The organism is Streptomyces aurantiacus JA 4570 (assembly GCF_000414115.1).
GTDB classification, from domain to species: Bacteria; Actinomycetota; Actinomycetes; order Streptomycetales; family Streptomycetaceae; genus Streptomyces; species Streptomyces aurantiacus_A.
This window is the reverse complement of sequence record NZ_AOPZ01000422.1, coordinates 26659-45242: the sequence shown is the minus strand read 5'-3', so window position 1 is coordinate 45242 and position 18584 is coordinate 26659. Positions and strand designations below refer to the sequence as shown.

At 69.9% G+C, this 18584-nt stretch carries 23 protein-coding genes; all 23 read left to right on the top strand.

Annotated elements, in window-relative coordinates; translation table 11 throughout:
- Positions 1–16 precede the first annotated feature (16 nt).
- The 23 genes from STRAU_RS44545 (at position 17) to STRAU_RS32715 (ending at position 18513) form a co-directional block, all read left to right on the top strand.
- Positions 17–205, top strand: a complete 189-nt coding sequence (locus tag STRAU_RS44545) for an Rmf/CrpP fold protein (RefSeq protein WP_078621681.1) — start codon at positions 17–19, stop codon at positions 203–205.
- 181 nt (positions 206–386) lie between these two features.
- Positions 387–905, top strand: a complete 519-nt coding sequence (locus STRAU_RS42620; RefSeq protein ID WP_158692181.1) for a hypothetical protein — start codon at positions 387–389, stop codon at positions 903–905.
- Positions 906–1005: 100 nt separating this feature from the next.
- Complete coding sequence (locus tag STRAU_RS39360; protein ID WP_016644724.1) at positions 1006–1713, top strand: hypothetical protein; 708 nt, start codon at positions 1006–1008, stop codon at positions 1711–1713.
- A 16-nt stretch (positions 1714–1729) separates the two neighbouring features.
- The gene (locus STRAU_RS32810; RefSeq protein WP_016644723.1) at positions 1730–2581 is read left to right on the top strand and encodes a phage major capsid protein; all 852 of its coding nucleotides are present in this window, start codon (positions 1730–1732) and stop codon (positions 2579–2581) included.
- Positions 2582–2748: 167 nt separating this feature from the next.
- Entirely contained in the window at positions 2749–3138 is a 390-nt protein-coding gene (locus STRAU_RS32805) for a hypothetical protein (protein WP_016644720.1), read from the top strand.
- A complete protein-coding gene (locus STRAU_RS32800) occupies positions 3135–3452 on the top strand; it encodes a hypothetical protein (protein ID WP_016644721.1) in 318 nt (105 codons plus the stop codon). The genes STRAU_RS32805 and STRAU_RS32800 overlap by 4 nt, the downstream gene beginning before the upstream one ends.
- Positions 3449–3799 (top strand): hypothetical protein, encoded by a 351-nt coding sequence (locus STRAU_RS32795; RefSeq protein ID WP_016644719.1) that lies wholly within the window; start codon positions 3449–3451, stop codon positions 3797–3799. The genes STRAU_RS32800 and STRAU_RS32795 overlap by 4 nt, the downstream gene beginning before the upstream one ends.
- Positions 3796–4227 (top strand): minor capsid protein, encoded by a 432-nt coding sequence (locus STRAU_RS32790; protein ID WP_016644718.1) that lies wholly within the window; start codon positions 3796–3798, stop codon positions 4225–4227. Before STRAU_RS32795 ends, STRAU_RS32790 begins: the two co-directional genes overlap by 4 nt.
- Before the next feature lie 12 nt (positions 4228–4239).
- Positions 4240–4785 (top strand): phage tail tube protein, encoded by a 546-nt coding sequence (locus STRAU_RS32785; protein ID WP_016644717.1) that lies wholly within the window; start codon positions 4240–4242, stop codon positions 4783–4785.
- Positions 4785–5255, top strand: coding sequence for a DUF7426 family protein (locus STRAU_RS32780; protein WP_016644716.1), 471 nt, complete (start codon positions 4785–4787; stop codon positions 5253–5255). Before STRAU_RS32785 ends, STRAU_RS32780 begins: the two co-directional genes overlap by 1 nt.
- 53 nt (positions 5256–5308) lie before the next feature.
- Complete coding sequence (locus STRAU_RS32775; RefSeq protein ID WP_016644715.1) at positions 5309–5449, top strand: hypothetical protein; 141 nt, start codon at positions 5309–5311, stop codon at positions 5447–5449.
- 55 nt (positions 5450–5504) lie between these two features.
- The gene (locus STRAU_RS32770; protein ID WP_016644714.1) at positions 5505–7562 is read left to right on the top strand and encodes a phage tail protein; all 2058 of its coding nucleotides are present in this window, start codon (positions 5505–5507) and stop codon (positions 7560–7562) included.
- Complete coding sequence (locus tag STRAU_RS32765) at positions 7559–9718, top strand: hypothetical protein (protein WP_158692180.1); 2160 nt, start codon at positions 7559–7561, stop codon at positions 9716–9718. Before STRAU_RS32770 ends, STRAU_RS32765 begins: the two co-directional genes overlap by 4 nt.
- 898 nt (positions 9719–10616) lie before the next feature.
- Entirely contained in the window at positions 10617–12212 is a 1596-nt protein-coding gene (locus STRAU_RS32760; protein ID WP_016644712.1) for a right-handed parallel beta-helix repeat-containing protein, read from the top strand.
- A 67-nt stretch (positions 12213–12279) separates the two neighbouring features.
- Positions 12280–13146: a peptidoglycan-binding protein gene (locus STRAU_RS32755; RefSeq protein WP_016644711.1), complete on the top strand. Its 867-nt coding sequence runs from the start codon at positions 12280–12282 to the stop codon at positions 13144–13146.
- Between the two features lie 51 nt (positions 13147–13197).
- Positions 13198–13431 carry a hypothetical protein gene (locus STRAU_RS32750; protein ID WP_016644709.1) on the top strand — a complete coding sequence of 78 codons (234 nt, stop codon included), beginning with the start codon at positions 13198–13200 and terminating at the stop codon, positions 13429–13431.
- Positions 13428–13685, top strand: coding sequence for a hypothetical protein (locus tag STRAU_RS32745; RefSeq protein ID WP_037663452.1), 258 nt, complete (start codon positions 13428–13430; stop codon positions 13683–13685). The genes STRAU_RS32750 and STRAU_RS32745 overlap by 4 nt, the downstream gene beginning before the upstream one ends.
- A gap of 112 nt (positions 13686–13797) precedes the next feature.
- Positions 13798–14982 carry a helix-turn-helix domain-containing protein gene (locus STRAU_RS32740; protein ID WP_037663449.1) on the top strand — a complete coding sequence of 395 codons (1185 nt, stop codon included), beginning with the start codon at positions 13798–13800 and terminating at the stop codon, positions 14980–14982.
- Positions 14983–15263: 281 nt separating this feature from the next.
- Positions 15264–15500 (top strand): DUF7848 domain-containing protein, encoded by a 237-nt coding sequence (locus STRAU_RS32735; protein WP_106968120.1) that lies wholly within the window; start codon positions 15264–15266, stop codon positions 15498–15500.
- Positions 15497–16069: a hypothetical protein gene (locus STRAU_RS39355; RefSeq protein WP_016644705.1), complete on the top strand. Its 573-nt coding sequence runs from the start codon at positions 15497–15499 to the stop codon at positions 16067–16069. The genes STRAU_RS32735 and STRAU_RS39355 overlap by 4 nt, the downstream gene beginning before the upstream one ends.
- A complete protein-coding gene (tgmA, locus tag STRAU_RS32725) occupies positions 16066–16362 on the top strand; it encodes a putative ATP-grasp-modified RiPP (protein ID WP_016644704.1) in 297 nt (98 codons plus the stop codon). Before STRAU_RS39355 ends, tgmA begins: the two co-directional genes overlap by 4 nt.
- Before the next feature lie 7 nt (positions 16363–16369).
- Complete coding sequence (gene tgmB, locus STRAU_RS32720) at positions 16370–17335, top strand: ATP-grasp ribosomal peptide maturase (protein ID WP_037663447.1); 966 nt, start codon at positions 16370–16372, stop codon at positions 17333–17335.
- Positions 17332–18513 carry a methyltransferase domain-containing protein gene (locus STRAU_RS32715; protein ID WP_259300044.1) on the top strand — a complete coding sequence of 394 codons (1182 nt, stop codon included), beginning with the start codon at positions 17332–17334 and terminating at the stop codon, positions 18511–18513. The genes tgmB and STRAU_RS32715 overlap by 4 nt, the downstream gene beginning before the upstream one ends.
- Positions 18514–18584: the final 71 nt, after the last annotated feature.

Sequence of the window (18584 nt, the reverse complement as noted above, 5' to 3'; positions counted from 1 at the left end):
AGGAGGCACCCGCTCTATGGGACCGCGGCAGCAGCTCGTACACGCGATCAACGAAGGCCAGCAGGCCGGACGCGACCGGCAGCCCGTGACCGCTTGTCCCTACCCGGCCAGCGACTTGCGCCGCCCCGCGTGGGTGCGCGGATACACCGCGGGCCGCCGGTCATCGGTAGCTACGAGCTCTCAGATCCCACGCCCGAGGGCGTGAACGAATCCGACAAGCACAAGCCACAAGAGGCCGGGAAACCGTAAGTTAAGTGGTCATGACCATGGACCCTGGTAGCTCCGCGTCGCGCACTCCTCCCGCGCCGCCTGCGCCCCCGCTTCCTTCTCCGCCCCCGCCGCACCAGCCCCGGTGGGCATGGTGGTTTATCGGGATCGTGATTCCCGTGGTGGGAATCATCGTGACTGTACTGGTCAGCCGGGGGTCGTCCTCTGCGGACTCGGAACCGTCCGGCGGGAGTGCCCCAGGCAAGCAGGCAACGCCTTCTGCAACGGTCAGCAACGAGGATGAGGGAGCCGCTCCGAAGGTCAGGTACACAGGAGGCATCCGCATCGCGTTAGACAGCGGTGGCGGAGACATCGACCTCGATTCCAAGCCGCCTCTAGTCGGCCCGTCTAACGAGGGTTCAGACATTTTCATCGGCGCTAACACTGACGGGCCGGACATCGGCACCGAAGACAGCTCCCTGACCATGGCACTGCTTCCCGGGTCTGGTCCGGCTCCCAGTGAGCGGGAGTGCAACGAGAAGATCGAAAAGAACGGCATCTACAACACCCCATTGGCCCGGGGCGCCCGGTTGTGCATCCAGAGCAAAGAAGGCCGAACTGCTTATCTGCGCACCGTGGCCGCTCCGACAGCTGGCCCTGTGCAGTTCGCCGTAACCGTATGGGAGCAGCCAAGCTAGTTTCCGATCTCCATGTAGGGCCCGCCGCTGGCGGGCCCTTTTGCATACCCGCACGCGCCCGCGAGGAGCGGGCGCCCACTCGCACCAGGAGTGCACCCGCATGAGCGACACCTCGACGAGCAGCACCCCCGCCGGCGCCCCGCAGGGAGCTCCCGCCGCCCCCAGCGGGCCGGATCCGACGCCCGCCACACCGCCGACATCGGCGCCCGATCCGGCCACGCCCCCGGCACCGGCCGAACAGGGGCACAACGACAGCGCGGCCACCATCGCCCGTCTCGAATCTGAGCTCGCCGCCGCGCGCGCCGAAGCCGGCAAGAGCAGGGTCACGGCCAAGCAGAAGGCCGCCGACGACGCGGTGCAGCAGCTCACCCAGGACATCGGCAAGGCCCTCGGCCTGATCAAGGACGACGAGCAGGCCACGCCCGAGCAGCTCACCCAGCAACTCACCACCGCGCAGGAGCAGGCCCGCGCGACCGCCGTCGAGCTCGCCGTCCACCGCACCGCGCCGAGCGCCGGCGCCAACCCCGACGCACTGCTCGACTCCCGCGCGTTCGCGACGGCGGCCGCCACCCTCGACCCCGCCGACACCGACGCCGTCACCGCCGCCATCAAGGCCGCCGTGACGGCGAACCCGCGCCTTGCCGCCGAGGCCCAGCACACCGGCGCGCCCCGCGGCGGCGCCGAGTTCACCGGCCCCCCGTCCGGGGGCGTCACCCCGGCGCAGTTCGCCGCCATGGACTACGCCGCGCGCGCCGCGCTGTTCCAGTCCGACCCCGACACCTACCGGCGCCTTGCCGGTACCCCGTAGCTAGGAGAGCCCCTCAGTGCCCACCACCATTGCCGCCAACCTGATCGTGCCCGAGGTGTGGGCCGACCTGGCTCAGGCCAAGTTCACCGGCGCCGTCCGCGTCCTCAACTCCGGTGCCGTCCTGACCGACGAGACCCTCGTCGGCCAGCCCGGCGACTCCATCGACTTCCCCAAGTGGACCGCATTGGGGGAGCTCGATGACCTCGCCGAGGGCACCGCCATGGGCACCACGGTCATGGGCCAGGAGTCCAGCAAGGCCACCATCAAGGAGGCCGGCAAGGCCGTCGAGATCACCGACAAGGCCCTCTTGACCGGTCTCGGCGACCCGCGCGCCGAGGCCCAGCGACAGTTCGGCATTCTGGCCGCCCGCAAGGTCGACGCCGCCCTGATCGTGCAGGCGCAGGCGGACGAGACCGCCCAGGGCGGCGGCCTGCCGTACAAGTACGCCGCCCCCGCGGGCACGACCAAGTTCTCCTGGCCGACGCTGGTCGCGGCCATCGCGATGTTCGGCGACGAGTGGGAACCGTCGGAGTTTGCCGGCGTGTTCCTCAACTCCGCCCAGCAGGCCGAGGCTTACGCCGACCCGCAATTCATCGATGCCTCAAAGCTCGGCGCCGAGACCCCCGTCCGCACCGGGCAGATCGGCGCGATCGCGGGCGTGCCGGTGTTCGTCACCAACCGCATTGCCGCGAAGACGTTCATGGTGCTGAAGAACAACAGCCTCGGCGCCCTGTACAAGCGGCGTCCGATCGTCGAGACGGACCGCGACATCCTCAAGCGCACCACGGTGATCACCACGAACGTGCACTACGCCGTCAAGCGCCTGGACGACAAGGGCGTCTGCGTCGGCACCCTCGCCGCCACCTAATCAGAAAGGGGGCGCGCGTCATGATGTTGCGCCGCTACCACCAGCCCGCCCCGGGCAGCGATCCGGATACCGCATCCGAGCCCGACCAGGACGCCCCGCAGCCACCGGCCGCGGGGCGTTCGTCGTCCCGGGGCAAGACAGCCACCAAGCGACGAGAGGGGTAGCCGTTGGGCCGCGTCTACGCCACCCCCGAGCAGCTCGCAGCGTGGACCGGCCGACCGGCCCCGGCCGATGCCGAGCGGCTGCTCGCCCGCGCGTCCGAGGACGTCGACGACACCCTGCGCACCGCCGTCTACCTCACCGACAACGCGGGCATGCCCACCGACCCGCCCACCGTTGCCGCGCTCCGGCACGCCGTCTGTGCTCAGGTCGAGTACCAGCTCGCCACGGGCGACGACGGCACCGGAGCGTCCGGCCGCTGGGACTCCGTGAGCATCGGCCCCGTTTCCCTCTCCGGCCGCAAAGACGGCCCCCAGACACCCGACGACCTCCACCTCGCCCCGCGCGCGCTCCGCGCCCTCACACGGGCCGGACTGCTTCCGGGGGTGATCTGGTGAACCGCGTCCCCGGGTGGCTGCTCCGCCACGAGGTGACGGTCGAGCCCTACCTCGGCACCTCCGCCTACGGGCCCCGCTACGGCCCCGCAGTCACCGCCCGCGCCCTGGTCGCCGCAACCGTCAAACGCGTGCGCGACCGCACGGGCGCCGAGACCGTCTCCACCGCGCAGATCATCGCCGCCCCCGATCTGGCCTGCCCGAACGGCTCACGCATCACGCTGCCCGACGGCCGCCGCACCACCGCGCTCACCGTCGCCCACCACACCGCGCCGGGCCTGCCCGTGCCCGCCAGTACGGAGGTGATGTGCGAATGACCCAGCGCGCACGCCTCCGCTGGAACGGCGACGCCGCCCTCGCCGCAACCCGCCAGGGCGCCGCCCGCGGTCTGCGGCTCGCTGCCGAACACGCCCTCGAAGTCTCACGCCGCCGCGTCCCGATCGAAGAGGCCACCCTCGAACGCTCCGGGACGGCGACCGTCGACGAGAGCGCCCTCACCGCCGCCGTGTCCTACGACACCCCGTACGCGGTCCGCCAGCACGAGGAGATGACCTACCGCCACGACGCGGGGCGCACCGCGAAGTACCTCGAAGGCCCCATGGTCGAAGAGGCCGACACCGTCGCCGAGATCATCGCCGCACAGGTCCGGCGGTCCCTGCGGTGACCTTTCTCCCCGACGTCGTCGAGGGCCTGGCCCGACTGCTCGACGAGCACGGCGTCGGCACATACCGGCCCGACGGCGTATACGCCGCAAGCGAGACCGCCATCACCGACACGGTCATGCCCGAGGCGCCCGACCGCGCCATCGTGCTCACCGCGTATCCGATCGACGAGTCGGCCGCGCTCACCGACACCGTGCTCGCCGTGCAGGTACGCACCCGCGCCGGACCCGACCCGCGCGAGGTCGCCGCCCTCGACGACGCGGTATTCGCCGCCCTGCACGCCAGCGGCCGGCTCACCCTCGGCACCGCCCGAATCACGCTCATCTACCGCTTCTCGGCTGGCTCGCTCGGCGCCGACGCCAACGGCCGCCAGGAGCGCACCAGCAACTACCGCGTGCGCGCCAACCGCCCACACCCTCACCTCGATTAGGAGGGCCCGCCCTTGAGTACGCCCACGCCCCCGGCGGAGACCGAGACCGCACTCGCGAGGCGCTACCGCCTCGAACTCAACACCGGCACCGACGCCACCCCCGCATGGAGCCTGGTCCCCGGCATTCAGGAATTCGCCCCCAAGGTCGAACCGACCCAGCAGAAGAGCACCACCTATGACGACGAGGGGTGGGCGGACTCCACCGTGACCGAGCTCGCGTGGTCCGTCGAGATCAAGCTCGCCCATCGCTGCCACCCCACGACCGGGGCTTTCAACGCCGCGCAGGAAAAGCTCAGGCTCGCGTCCGAGAACTTCGGCAGCGCCTCGCGCGTGCACGTGCGCTACTACGACCGTGAGGGCCGCGACGAGGCGTACGAGGGCCGCGCCCTGGTCACCTGGGAGGCGGACGGCGGCGCCGCCGACGACCTCGACACCGTCAAGGTCACCCTGACCGGCAAGGGCAAGCGCACGAAGATCGCCAACCCGGCTGCCTCTGCGGGCGGCGGCACGCTCGCCCTCGCCGTCACCGACAAGCCCCTCAAGGAGGTGGCCGCGTAATGGCGTTCGAGGCCCTCGACGAGCTGCTCGACGAAACGCTCATCCTCCCCATCGGCGGACGCCGCTACACAATCCCCGCGCCCTCCGCGGACACCGGGTTGCGCGTACAGACCATCGTGCAGGCCGCCGCGGTCGCCGCGTCCGGCGGACAGGTCGACGAGGAAGCCCTCGGCGACGCCGCCGAGGGCGACCTGTACCGCGACCTGCTCGGCGACGCCTACGACGAGATGCTCGACAACGGCGTCACCTGGCCCGCCCTCAAGCACGCGGCACGCACCGCCATTGCGTGGGTGGTGCAGGACAAGGCCGCCGCCGAGCGCGTGTGGTCCTCCGGTGGCGACCCTTCTCGGCTGGCCCCGAACCGGCAGCAGCGCCGATCGGGCGGGGCGAATACGACGAAGTCAGCGGCCTCTTCGAGTGGTACGAGTGGCCGCCCGGCACCGGCCCGCGCACGGCGCAAGCGTCGCTGACCTGGCCCCAACTCCTCGACCAATGGCCGCTCATCGAGGCTGATCTCCACGAGGTGTACGGCGTCGACGTCGGCGACCGGCGCCTCATGCGCAACCGCTCCTGGCGATGGCTGCGCGTACGGATCTTCGGCCTGCTCTCGGCCGAGAGCAGGCTCGTGCGCCACTTCGCACCACCTGACACACCCCCGCGGTAGTCCGCCGCTGTAGCGGCCCGCGCCCACCACCGAGCACGACAGGAGGTGGGCACCTGTGGCACTGCGCGTCGGCGAGCTGGTCGGCTTCATCGACCTTGACGACTCCCGGGCACAGGGGGGCATCACCCGTACCGAGGCGGGCCTCGCCGGTCTCGCCCGCACCACCGATGGCCGCTTGCGTGACCTGCGCGGGCGTTTCGTCGCCCAGTCCGCGGCGATGGGCGGGGCGCTCGGCGACGGCGTCCGTTCCGGGGCTGTCCGCGCGGCCAAGGGGCTGGCTCTGGTCGGCGGTGCGGTCCCGCTCGTGGCCGCCGGAACGGCCGCGCTCGGCGGTCTGGCCGCGGGCGCCGCCGCGGCGGCGCTGGCGGTCAAGGCGTTCTCTGCTGCGGTCGGGCCGCAGATGGAGGCCGTTAGCGAGGTCGCCAAGCTCGCCGAGGAAGCGGAGAAGGCCGCGGCCGAGGGCGCCGCCGACGCGGCCGAAAAGCAGGCCGCGTACACCGACACGCTCGCCCAACTCCCGCCCGCTACACGGGATGCGGCCACCGCGTTCATCGGCCTGAAGAGCGATTATCAGGCGTGGTCGGACTCGCTTTCGACCACGACCATGCCCGTGGTTACCAAGGGCATTCAGCTCTTGCGCGATTTGTTGCCCACTTTGACGCCTTTCGTCGAGGGCGCGGCGACCGCGTTCGGCGCGTTCTTCGACGACGTCTCGGCAGGCATCAAGTCGGCGGAGTTCAAGGAGTGGGCAAGCGAGGCGAGCGCGGTCGCCGGGCCCGCGCTGCGCGACATCCTCGACATCGTCAAGAACTTCGCGGTCGGCTTCGGCGGTCTGCTGCAAGCGTTCCTGCCTGCCTCCGCCGGGGTCACGGGCGGTCTGGTGACCATGTCCCAGGCGTTCGCCGACTGGGGCAGCAACCTCGACGACAGCGAGGGGTTCGCGCAGTTCCTCGACCTGGCCGACCAGGGCGGCGAGACTCTCGCAGACCTCGGCGGCGCGGCGATCGCGCTCCTGGTCGCGCTGTCGCCGTTGATCGGTGTCGGGACACAGCTCGTTCTGGTCCTCGCGCAGATCATCAGTGGCATCCCCACCCCGGTACTCACCGGGTTCGCGATCGTGCTCGGATCGGTCACCGTGGCCACGAAGGCATGGGCCCTGGCCCAAGCGGTCGTGGCCGCCCGTAACCGCATCTGGACGGGCACCCAATGGGCCCTGAATACCTCGATGTTCGCAAGCCCCGTGTTCTGGATCATTGCCGCCATCGTCGCCCTGGTCGCCGTGGTCGTGCTGATCGCTACCAAGACGACGTGGTTTCAGACGGCCTGGTCCACCGCGTGGGGCTTCATCAAGTCGGCCACCGATACGGCTGTGTCCGGCATCGGCACCGCGCTGAACTGGTTTGCTTCCCTGCCCGGCAGGCTCGGTGGTTGGTTCGGCAGCGCCAAGGACGCGGCCATAGCCAGGCTGAGTGAGCTGCGCTCCTGGCTCGCCGGGTTCCCCGCCCGTGCGGGCGGAGCTCTGGCCACGCTGCCGGGCGCGTTGCGGCAGCGTGCCGTTGCCGGCTTCTCCGCCTTCCGCAGCGCCGCCGGACAGCAAGCCGCCACCTTCCTTGCCTGGGTGCGCGGCTTCCCCCGCCGCATCGCAAGCGGCGTCGGCAGCCTGGGCGGTCTGCTCACCGGCCACGGCCGCGACGTCGTGCGCGGTCTGTGGGCGGGCATCCGCTCCATGGGCGGATGGCTCAAGAGCACGATCACCGGATGGGCCAAGTCCGTCATCCCGGGCCCGGTCGCGCGCGCCCTGCGCATCGGCAGCCCCTCGCGCCTGATGGCCGATGAAGTCGGGCAGTGGATTCCCGCGGGCATCGTCGAGGGCATCGAGTCGGGCCAAGGCGCGGTGGACCGCACCATGCGCAACCTCGTCACCACCCCCACCCCCGGGCAGGCCACTGCCGCCGCCATGGCCGCACAGACCAGCACGCCCACCGGCGGCGCGGGCGGCGGCGGGCGCCTGGTCCTGGACGTGACCGGCGCCGACGCCGAGTTCAAGCGCCTGATCCGCCGCATGGTCCGCGTCGACGGCCGCGGCAGCGTACAAACCGCCTTCGGCACATGAGCGGGGGTGAGCCTGTGGCCTTCCCCGACACCCCGCTCGGCGTCCGCGTCGAGCTGCTGCTCGACACGGTGTGGGTGGACATCACCGCCGACGTCTTCACCCAGTCACCCATCGCCATCACGCGCGGGCGCCCCGACGAAGGCGCCCGCACGGATGCGAGCACCTGCTCGTTCGTCCTCGACAACCGCACCGGACGCTACAGCGCTCGCAATCCGCGCTCGGACCTGTACGGCGTGCTGGGCCGCAACACCCCCGTACGCGTCTCCATCCAGCCCGACCCCGCGGGCGAGCGCCTGGTGCGCTTCGTCGGCGAGGTCCCGGCCTGGCCAGTGCGCTGGGGCACCCCGCACGACGTCACCGTGTCCGTTCAGGCCGCGGGCATCCTGCGCCGCCTGGGCCAAGGCGCCGCGCCCTTGCACTCGACGATGCGCAGGGAGTTCACCCACCCGTCCCGCACCAGCATCGTGGCCTACTGGCCCTTGGAAGACGGGTCGGGAGCAACCGAGTTCGCCTCCGCGTTCCCCTCTGCCCCGCCCATGCGAATCACCACGGCGGGCGTGCGCCCGGCCGCGTACAGCGCCTACGCGGCATCCGACGCCCTGCCTACCCTCGGCACCGGTTCGCTGACCGGCGTGGTGCCCCGCTACCCGAGCACCGGAGAAGTCTCCCTGCGCCTGTTCGTGGCCATCCCCGAGACCCCGCCCGAGGCCGAGATCCCGCTGTGCACGCTCGCCGGCACCGGCCTGATCTCCCGCTGGACCATCGCCCTGCGCACCGACAACCGTCTGACCCTGTACGGGCGCATGACCAGCGGGCACGAACTCGTGCGCGTGATCGGCGGTGGTGACTTTCTGGGCGGGCGGCGCCTCAGCCTGGGCCTGGAACTGACCGAGGGCGCGGTCGCCAAGTACCGCATGTACTACCTCGACATCGACGCCTACACCCTCACCGGCGGGGGCCTCATGCCGAACTGGGAGGGCTCCGTCGTAGGCGGCGCGGTCGGCCGCATCACCCACGTCACCGTGGGCGGCGGCACCTCCGGCGAGGTCGCCGTCGGACACGTCACCCTCGCCAACCGACTCTCCGCCTACGCCAACACCGGCTCCGCGATGATCGGATGGCAGAGCGAGAACGCCCACTCTCGGATACGCCGCCTGGCCAGCGAGGAACAGATACCGCTCGCCTACACCGGCAACCCCACGGCGACGCCCACGAGGATCGGCGCGCAGTCGGTCGCCACCCTGCTCGACCTCATACAGGACGCGGCCGACGCCGACGAGGGCCGGTTCTACGAACCGCGCGACCGCCTCGGCCTGGCCTTTCGTACCCGTGCCACCCACTACACCCAGGCCACCACGCTCACGCTCGACTACACCGCGCGCGAGGTCGTCGCCCCGCTTGAGCCCCTCGACGACGACCAGGCCGTACGCAACGACATCACCGTGCAGCGGTCTGGCGGCTCCTTCGCCCGCGCGGTCTGCGAGAGCGGACCGCTGTCCGTGCAGGCCCCGCCCAACGGCATCGGCCGCTACGCCGAGCAGGTCACCACCAATCTCGCCACCGACGAGCAGTGCACCCCGGTGGCATGGTGGCGCCTGCACCGCGGCACCTGGGACGCCCCGCGCTACCCCGCCGTGACCGTCGCCCTGCACGAGGCCCCGCACCTGACCGGGCCCGCGGCCGCGGTCGACGTCGGCCATCGCCTCGCCATCACCAATCCGCCCCCGTGGCTACCCCCTGAGCGCGTCGAGCTGCTGGTCGAGGGCTACACCGAAACCCTCGGCATCCGAACCTGGGAGATCACATTCGGATGCTCGGCCGGCGGCCCGTGGCTGGTGGCCACTACCGACCACGCCGAGTACGCCACCGCCGGACCCGACGACTGCGCCCTCGCCGCGCCGCTGGACGCGGACGCCACGACGGCCGAGGTCACCGCCACGACGGGCCCGGCCTGGCCTCTGAGCAGCAGCCACCCGGACCTGTACCCGATCGCGGTGCGCATCGGCGGCGAAGAGCTCGTCGTCCTGGCTGTCACAGCAGGCCCGCGGGCCGGTGTGCAGGTCCTGACAACTGTCCGTGGAGCCAACGGGGTTCGTTTACCGCACCCCGTAGGAACCGCCCTGAAGCTCGCCCGCCCTGCCCTCGCCGCCCTTTGAAGGCCATCCGTGGACGCCCGCTCCCCTGGGCACGTTGCGCTCAATGTCAGTGCCGGCTCTGCCACCAGATGATCAAAGCGGACAGCACCGCGCTGCCAGAGGCGTAGGCAGCACCCCTGGCAGCATGAGCAATGAGGTCTAGAGCTCGACGCTTCCACGCCGGATGTCGCGACAAGCGATCGGTATCCGTAGACTCGCTCATGGGAGTACTCCTCACTGGTTACAGGTGGAATCCCAGCAATGGCCCTCACCGTGCCGAAGGTTGCGAGCCACGAGGCACGGTGTGGGCTCTTTTGCTGCATGACAGGGAAATTGTCGCCACGTGCGAAACGACCGGTTGAGTGTTTCTCGGTCCCTCGTCTTCCGTCTCAGACGCTTTGCGGCTCGAACTCCCGTTACTGCTCCCGAGGTTATCGCGTACTGGGTGGCATCCGTCACGAGCCGGTTGTGTACAAAGCATTGCAGCGGTATTTGACAGTTTGGACAACGCGCCCTGAGGGTCTGGCCCCTTCGTCTCATTGCTGCACTAGGGGCAAACCGGCTCACCTGCTGTGAAGCGCCGATATCAGTTGCGCCGCTAGTAGGTGCACGGTTCCGCCACCGAGGTTCCATGCGGCTTGTCTGCCCCGCCCTTATGCGACGTGCAGCGGCCCTCTCCCGATTCAGCCACTCCGAAGCCCTGGCTAGCGAGTCAGGTTTCGCCCTCTGACCTGGATCAAGGTGCTGGTGTCGCCCAACAGCGTGCCGTTCCAGTCCCAGAAGAAGTGGCCCGAGGAGCGCTACGGCCTCCACACCACAGCCCTCACTGACTCTCTGCACCCAAGCGCAGGCGAATCATCGCCCTCATTGCTCATCAGGAGGCCCTCTGTCTACGCCCGTTGCTCAGTGGCTGCCAGGCATGCAGGTGACCGCCGGGCGCCTTCAGTACATGCTGGAGCGGCTGTCGGAGTCGATCACTGTCACCTCATACGGAGCCGTCGGCGACGGCACCACCGACGACGCACCGGCCATCCAAGCCGCCCTGAACGCCGTAGAGAAGTTGGGCGGCGGCTGGGTCATCGTCCCGCCCGGCACCTACCTCCTGGCCACCCTGCCGCTGCGCGGCAACGGCTACACCCGCTTGACGCTGCTGCCCGGTGCGCGGTTCGTGCGCGGGGCGGCCGAGACGATGTTCGTCAACGGCGACCAAGGGCAAGGGTTCGGCGGCTACACCGGGCACGGCAACATCATCATCGAGGGCGGCGTCTGGGACTGCCAGGGCGCCGCCCCGGGGCTGACGGCCGCGGCCATGTGCATCAGCATCGGCCACGCCCGCGACATCACCATCCGCGACCTCGAAATCCGCGACGTCTCCGGCTACCACGCCATCGAGCTCAACTCGACCAAGCGCGCCACCGTCGACAACTGCCGCTTCCTCGGCTACCGCGACCCCGGGCAGCGCGACTTCAGCGAGGCCGTGCAGATAGACCTCGCCAAGTCCTCAGGAGTTTTCGGGCAGTTCGGCCCGTACGATCACACGCCCTGCGAGGACATCGTCATCAGCCGCTGCTACTTCGGCCCGAGCGGCACCGCGGGCACGACGGCATGGCCGCGCGGTGTGGGCTCGCATTCCGCGACGATCACCCGCTGGCACCGGCGGATCACGGTGGACGACTGCTCGTTCGAGGACATCACCCAGTACGGCGTCAGCGCCTACAACTGGGAAGATTCCACGATCGCCAACTGCCACTTCCACGGGTGCGGTTCCGGGGTGCGCCTGCGCACCGTCATCCTCACCGACACCGAGGACACCAAGCTGCCCGACGGCACGCAGACCAGCGCCTCGCAGGACCTGAGGAACGTGGCCGTCACCGGCAACACCATTCGGGCCGGCACCGGCTATGACGACGCGATCGTCGCCCTGGGGGAGACCTCCGGCCTGATCTTGAATCTGACCGTCGCGGGTAACACCATCGACGGCAACGCCAGGGGGCAGAACGGCATCCGGTTGCAGCGCGTCAGCCGCGCCACCATCGGCACCAACGTGATCACCAACGTGTCCGGCACCGGCATCTCCACCGGGGACAGCGGGAACCTGACCGTCACCGGTAATCAGGTGTGGGGCGTCGACTCCAACGGCATCACGTTCACCCGCTGCGATCACTCCAGCGCCGTTGCCAATCAAATTCGCGAGCCCGGCCAGACGGGAATCCTCGTCTCGGACGGCAACGACATCCACCTCCGCGACAACTACGTGCGCGCGCCCGGACGGGCCACCAACGCCAAGTACTACGGCATGCGCCTCTCCTCCCCCGCCTCGTCAGTGTCCGTCACCGGCAACAAGGTCCGCCCCTACGGCTCCGGCGCCGAGGCCATCCACGCGTTCTCCGCCGAAACGGGCGTGACGTTCGTACACCGCTATGGCAACGACTTCCGCGGCTCGACGTGGACCGGCAACGCCGCCATGAACGACAACTCCACCACCCCGAACACCTCGGCTGCCGACCTCACCTGACCTCGCACTGCCCCGTACGCCCCGCGCACCGCGCCGGGGCTTTTCTCATGTCTGGAGACACCCCTTCATGGCCCCTCCCCTCACCCCGAGCCGCCTCGTCAAGATCCTGCGCGCCGAGGGCGTGACCGTCGTCGAGCACCATGGTTGGCGCACGCACAACCGCAACCACAAGGGATCCTTCGACCAGATCCACGGCGTGATGATCCACCACACCGTGACCAGCGGCACCGACAACAGCGTGCGGATCTGCCACGACGGCTACGCCGCCCTGCCCGGCCCGCTGTGCCACGGCGTCATCGCCAAGAACGGCACCGTCTACCTGATCAGCTCCGGCCGCGCCAACCACGCCGGCGTGGGCGACGACGAGGTCCTCGCCGCCGTCCGCGCCGAGCGCACCCCGCCGGCCCCCAACGACGGCGACGCCGACGGCAACCGGCACTTCTACGGCTTCGAGTGCGTGAACCTGGGCAACGGTGCCGACCCCTGGCCCGAGCCACAGCTCGACGCCATCGAGCGCGTCTCCGCGGCCATCTGCCGCGCCTACGGCTGGTCGGCCGCATCCGTCATCGGCCACAAGCAGTGGACCAACCAGAAGCAGGACCCCCGCGGCTTCTCCATGACCACGATGCGCGAGCGCATCGCCCACCGACTCGGCACCAAACCCGGAAAGCCCGTCCCGGCCCCGAAGTTCGAGCCCTTTCCGGGCGTCGACTTCTTCAAGCGCTACCCGCGCTCGCCGATCGTGACCGCCATGGGCAAGCGCCTGGTCGCCGAGGGCTGCTCGGCCTACGCCAACGGCCCGGGGCCGCAGTTCACCGCGGCCGACATCCGCAGCTACGCGAAGTGGCAGCGCAAGCAGAACTTCACCGGCCGCGACGCCGACGGCTGGCCCGGCCGCACCACCTGGGACGCCCTGAAGGTCCCCAAGGTCTAGCGCCGCCCCACCACCCTTCCCGCAGCACCCAACCCCAACGAAAGGCACCTCATGAGCACCTCCACCAAGCGCACCATCCGCACCCTCATTCAGGGCATCGTCGCCCTCGCCGTCGCCCTGCCCGGCATCATCGACGCATCCGGCATCCCCGCCACCCTGCCGTGGGTCGCCGGCGCCCTCGCCGCCGCGGGCGGCCTCGCGCGCGTGATGGCCCTGCCCAGCGTCGAGGCCCTGCTCGACCGCATAGGACTCGGCCTCGTCGACCAGGAGGACACTCCGCAGTGACCCACCCGCCCTCGCCCGAGCCTTCCGTCGCAGTCGAGCTTGAACGACTGCGCGGGACCATGGCCGAGGGGTTCGCCCGCGTCGACGGCTCCCTCGCCCTCCTCGTGCAGCGCGGCGAGCAGACCGACCGCGCCCTCGACGACCTCGACACCCGTGTCGAGGCCCTGGAGCGGGCCCGCTGGCCTCTCCCCTCCATCACGGCCATCGTCGCCGTGATCAGCCTGTCCCTGACCGCCTGGCAACTCCTCCACTGAACTAATGCCCCCTCCGCCTTTGGGCGGAGGGGGCCTTTTGCTGTGCTGGCAAGTCCCCTGTGGAGCTGAACGGGTACCGTTCAAGTGTCGAGTCAGACAGGAGCCAGCCAGCATGCACGCTCTACCTCATGACCACACCGGCACGCGCATCAAGCGCCTGCGACTAGAGCGCCATCTCACTCAACGCGCCCTTTCAGACCTCTCTCAGGTGCCATACAGCACGCTCACCAAGACCGAGCAGGGCGTCATCGCTGCCAGCCCGCACGTGATCGCCAGCGTGGCCCGCGCCATGCGTGTGGACGTCTCCACCATCACCGGCCAGCCGTACATGACCGAGCTGCGAGCCGATGAACTAGACGTGTTGATACGCCCCATTCGAGAGGCACTGGACGTATATGACCTAGGGCCTGACCCGGACATTCGCCCGCGCCCTCACCAACTTCTCGCTGACGATGCCGAGAAGCTTCTCGTGGCGGTCCGTGCTGGAGAGATCAAGCACGTTGCCAGCCAGGTGGCAGGGCTGATTCAGGAAGCCACCACCGCGGCGCACAGCGCTGCCACTTCAGAGGGGTGGTTGCTCCTCGCGAGCACCTACCGCACGGCCTATGACGTCGCCACGAAACTGGGCTTCGCCGACCTCGCCGCGATCGCCCTGTCCCGTATGGACTGGGCGGCCCACCGCGCCTCGGACGCCGTATTCGGCGGCATGTACCGCTACATGCGTGCCCTGACCTACCTGCGCGAAGGACAATTCCGCACGGGGGAACGCCTAGTCGACATGGGCCTGAACATCCTTGAGCAGGCCGACCCCGGCCGCGAGCGCGACGTCGTTACCGGCCAACTGCACCTCGGCGCAGCGGTTATGGCAGGACGGGCACACGACAGAGGGCGCGCAGAGGGGCACTTGGCTGAGGCTGGGCGCATGGCCGACCAGACCGGCGAGGCTGTCAAGGTGCACTGGCTGAGCTTCGGGCCGACCAACGTCGCGGTTCACCAGGTGAGCGTCGCCGCCGAACTCGACGAATACGGGGATGCCGTCAGTGCCGGCCGTACCGTCCGCTTCCCTAAGAACTGGCCAGCCTCGCGCCGCAGTCACCACCATGCCGAGCTCGCTCGCGCGCAGATGTGGACGGGGGACATCGACGGCTCGTTCGCCAACCTCCTAGCCTCGCGCAAGGCTGCGCCTCAACAGGCTCGGTACCACCCAACAGTCCGGGAGACGTACGCCGGGTTGGAAGCCGCGAAGCGTCAACTACCGGACAGCTTCCTCTCATACGGCTCCTGGCTGGGCGCATAACCCGCCGTCACCCTTTGGCCCTGACTATCAACACCCTGTGATAGTCAGGGCTTTTGTGTGGGTCCAGCATGCGATGGCAGCCACTCCGAAACGGAGCGGTGTTGATGCCCGCCCAGCTCACCTGTTGAGGGGCCCCGCATGTCGACGGACCAGGATTCGGCCGAGCAGACCGCGCCCAGTACCTCGCCGGTCTCTACCGATGAACTCCTAGCGCGGTCTGCTGAGTTACAGCGGCAGCTTGAGGCGCACTCGGCGCTGTTGCGCGGCGAGGAGCGGAAGTGATGCGCGCCGTTCACCGCTTCCGTGAGCACACCATCGCGCCGAACCGGGGGCCGGACGCCGAGCCGATCACGGGTGCACTGGAGTGCATGGTGTGCGGCGCGATGAGCCCGGTCAGCGAGGACCGCGTGGAACCCCAGGACTGGGCTTTGGGGCACGTACGCGAGCATCCCGCGCACCTCGACTACCGCGAGCACGTCACCCTGCCCTACCGCGTCCACCCGGGGAACTGGCTGTGAACGGCGCGGGTCTGCTGACGCCTCCCGCGCCATCGGTGCGGCCCGTGACGGTGTGGTGCGAGTGCACGATCGGCGGGGCACCCAGCAACACTGCCGCTCGCGAGTGGCTCCTCGACGGCTATGCCGCGCCCTCCCCGCGCCTCGCCATGAGGTGGTTCGACGTGTGGGCGCCGCGCCTGGCCGACCGCATCGATCCGCCCCTCGACGCCGTGTGGCTCGAAGGACCCCACAAGGTCGGTGCGGTACGCGTGGTCACGCACGATCCGGCCGACCCCGTGGCGCCCCTGCGCGCCTGGCCATACGACATCGAGGAGCACGAGCAGGCCCTCACCGCGCTCTGCGACGGCACCGTCTACCGCCTCGCTGTCACGGATCGGCACGGCTGCTACAGCCTCTCGGCCCGCCCACTCCTCACCCACGCCGGCCTCCACGGGCCCGCGCCCTACGCCCCCGCCCCCTGTCGCGGACGACCTGTTGCGGCTTCCCCCACGTTGCCCGACAACCCACGGCAGGGGCGCGGGTCCACACCACACCCACCCGTTACCGGCTGTGAAGGGACCTCTCAATGACGAGCCTGGCCCACCCGCGCGAAGCGTTTCCGCTCGCCCCCGCAGACGGGAGAATCCCCCGCAGTTCCGAGCCGCCCAGCAGCACGGCCACCCGTCCGTGGATTCTCCGCTTCGCCCGCACCCCCGACGCCACCCAGGCCACCACCATCCCGCCCACGATCTACGACCCGGCGTTGCAGATCTCCGTCGGTCTCTACGAGGGCCCGCTGCCCTTCATGGAGACCCACAACCCCACCGTCCCGGACGGCAACGTGACGAACCCGCCGCCGCTCGATGAGGGCGCCAAGGACTGATCACGTGATGGCCTGCATTCTCGTCATCGCCGCTCAGGACGACTGGCCGACCGACCGCGTCGTCAACGTCCTGACCGAGCGCGGCGCCCAAGTGTTCCGCATGGACACCGCCGAATTCCCCCAGGACCTCACCCTGGCTGCCCGTCTGGATGCCGTCCATGGCTGGCACGGACGGCTCACCACCGCGCACCGGTCCATGCGCCTGGCCGAGGTCACCGGCGTCTACTACCGCTCGCCCAACCACTTCACGCTGCCCGCGGGCATGTCGGAGGCCGAGCAGCGCTTCGCCGCCGCCCAGGCGCGCGCCGGACTTGGCGGCGTGATCACCGCGCTGGACTGCCGGTGGGTCAACCACCCGGCCGCGATGTCCCGCGCCGAGTACAAGCCCCTACAGCTCACCGCCGCCCGCACATGCGGCCTCGCGATCCCGCCCACGCTGATCACCAACGATGCGGACGCCGTGCGCGCGTTCGCCTCCGACATGCACCGGCCGCTGATCTGCAAGCCCGTCGCGTCCCCCGTGTTCATCGAGGAGGACACCCTCAAAACCGTCTACACCCGCCGCCTGGCCGAGGACGACCTCGCCGATCTGAGCGGCCTCGACACCACCGCGCACCTCTTCCAAGCCTGGATGGACAAGGCCCACGAGGTACGCCTCACCGTCGCCGGTGACCGGCTGCTCGCCGCGGAAATCCACGCCGGCAGCCAGGCCGCGCACGTCGACTGGCGCAGTGACTACAACTCGCTCACCTATCGCGCCACCGAAACCCCCGACCACGTCGCCGCGGCGGTGCGCCGCTTGATGGCCCACCTCGGACTGCGCTTCGCTGCCCTGGACTTCGTCGTCTCCCCCACCGGCGAGTGGACGTTCCTGGAGGCGAACCCGTGCGGTCAGTGGGACTGGATTCAACACGCCACCGGCCTGCCCATCGCGGAAGCCATCGCCGATGAACTGCAAGGAGTCCGACCGTGAGCGACCTTGACCTCGATGCCGCCCGGCCCCACATGACCCAGCTCGCCGACACCCTGCGCAGCGCCGGCATCATCCACACCCCGCAGTGGGCTGATGCGTTCGCCGCCGTCCCCCGCCACCACTTTGTGCCCACGTGGTTCGAGCAGGAGACCAACGCCAAGGGCATCACCGTCTGGCGCCAGCAGCGGGCCCGCACCGACGACAAGCACCTCGCCGCCGCCTACCGCGACGTCACCCTCGTGACCGCGCTGGATCCCTCCACCGCCGAGCAGGTCGACGACACCGCCTGGACCGGCTTCCCCATCTCCTCCAGCACGCTGCCGAGCCTCATGGCTGCCATGCTCGAAGATCTCACCGTGCGCAAAGGACTCCGCGTCCTGGAAATCGGTACCGGCACCGGCTACAACACCGCGTTGCTGTGCGCGCGCCTGGGTGACCGGCTCGTCCACTCCATCGACGTCGACCCCGACCTCGTCGACATCGCCCGCACCCGCCTCCACCAGGTCGGCTACAGCCCCCACCTGGCCACCGGCGACGGGCGGAAGGGCTTCCCCGAGGCGGGCGGGTTCGACCGGATCATCGCCACCTGCTCGGCGCCCGCCATCCCCGAAGCATGGGTCGAGCAGGCCAGGCCCGGCGCCATCATCCTCACCGACATCGCGCTCGGCATCGCCGGCGGCCTCATCCGCCTCGGTGTCGACGACCACCGTCGAGCCGTCGGCCACTTCACGGCCACAACGGGCAGTTTCATGGCCGCCCGCACCGACGCACACGTCTACCCACAGCCCCAGCGCCCCGAGCGCGCCCCCGAAGCCGAGACGCGCCCCACCGCGCTCACCGCCGCGGACATTCAGGCCCACTATTCGCTGCGGCTCCTGCTCGCCTTCCACCTGCCGGATACCGAACTCGTCTATCACCTCGACGACGACACCGGCACCACCAGCATCCAGCTCCAGCGCGGCGACGGCGCATGGGCCCGCGTCCCCTTCAGCGACGCGCGGACCGTCACCTATGGCGGCTCCCCCGACCTGTGGAGGCAGGCCGAGGCCGCATGGCGCTGGTGGAACACCCGCGGCCGGCCCGCTCAGGACAACTTCGGCTACGGCCGCGAAGCCAACGGTGACGCCTCCGTCTGGTACATCCCCGACGGCACCCGCTGGCACCTCACACCGCGCTGACCGCGCACCCACACGACAACGCCTCGGCGACCGCTTAGGACCGGCCGCCGAGGCTCACGCCACCAGCTAGC

Excerpts from the sequence above, each read along its gene's own strand:
- STRAU_RS39360 (WP_016644724.1), top strand. The coding sequence starts at position 1,006 with ATGAGCGACACCTCGACGAGCAGCACCCCCGCCGGCGCCCCGCAGGGA.
- STRAU_RS32740 (WP_037663449.1), top strand. The coding sequence starts at position 13,798 with ATGCACGCTCTACCTCATGACCACACCGGCACGCGCATCAAGCGCCTG.
- STRAU_RS32750 (WP_016644709.1), top strand. The coding sequence starts at position 13,198 with ATGAGCACCTCCACCAAGCGCACCATCCGCACCCTCATTCAGGGCATC.
- STRAU_RS32755 (WP_016644711.1), top strand. The coding sequence starts at position 12,280 with ATGGCCCCTCCCCTCACCCCGAGCCGCCTCGTCAAGATCCTGCGCGCC.
- STRAU_RS32795 (WP_016644719.1), top strand. The coding sequence starts at position 3,449 with ATGACCCAGCGCGCACGCCTCCGCTGGAACGGCGACGCCGCCCTCGCC.
- tgmB (WP_037663447.1), top strand. The coding sequence starts at position 16,370 with ATGGCCTGCATTCTCGTCATCGCCGCTCAGGACGACTGGCCGACCGAC.
- STRAU_RS44545 (WP_078621681.1), top strand. The coding sequence starts at position 17 with ATGGGACCGCGGCAGCAGCTCGTACACGCGATCAACGAAGGCCAGCAG.
- tgmA (WP_016644704.1), top strand. The coding sequence starts at position 16,066 with ATGACGAGCCTGGCCCACCCGCGCGAAGCGTTTCCGCTCGCCCCCGCA.
- STRAU_RS32735 (WP_106968120.1), top strand. The coding sequence starts at position 15,264 with ATGCGCGCCGTTCACCGCTTCCGTGAGCACACCATCGCGCCGAACCGG.
- STRAU_RS32780 (WP_016644716.1), top strand. The coding sequence starts at position 4,785 with ATGGCGTTCGAGGCCCTCGACGAGCTGCTCGACGAAACGCTCATCCTC.
- STRAU_RS32765 (WP_158692180.1), top strand. The coding sequence starts at position 7,559 with ATGAGCGGGGGTGAGCCTGTGGCCTTCCCCGACACCCCGCTCGGCGTC.
- STRAU_RS32760 (WP_016644712.1), top strand. The coding sequence starts at position 10,617 with ATGCAGGTGACCGCCGGGCGCCTTCAGTACATGCTGGAGCGGCTGTCG.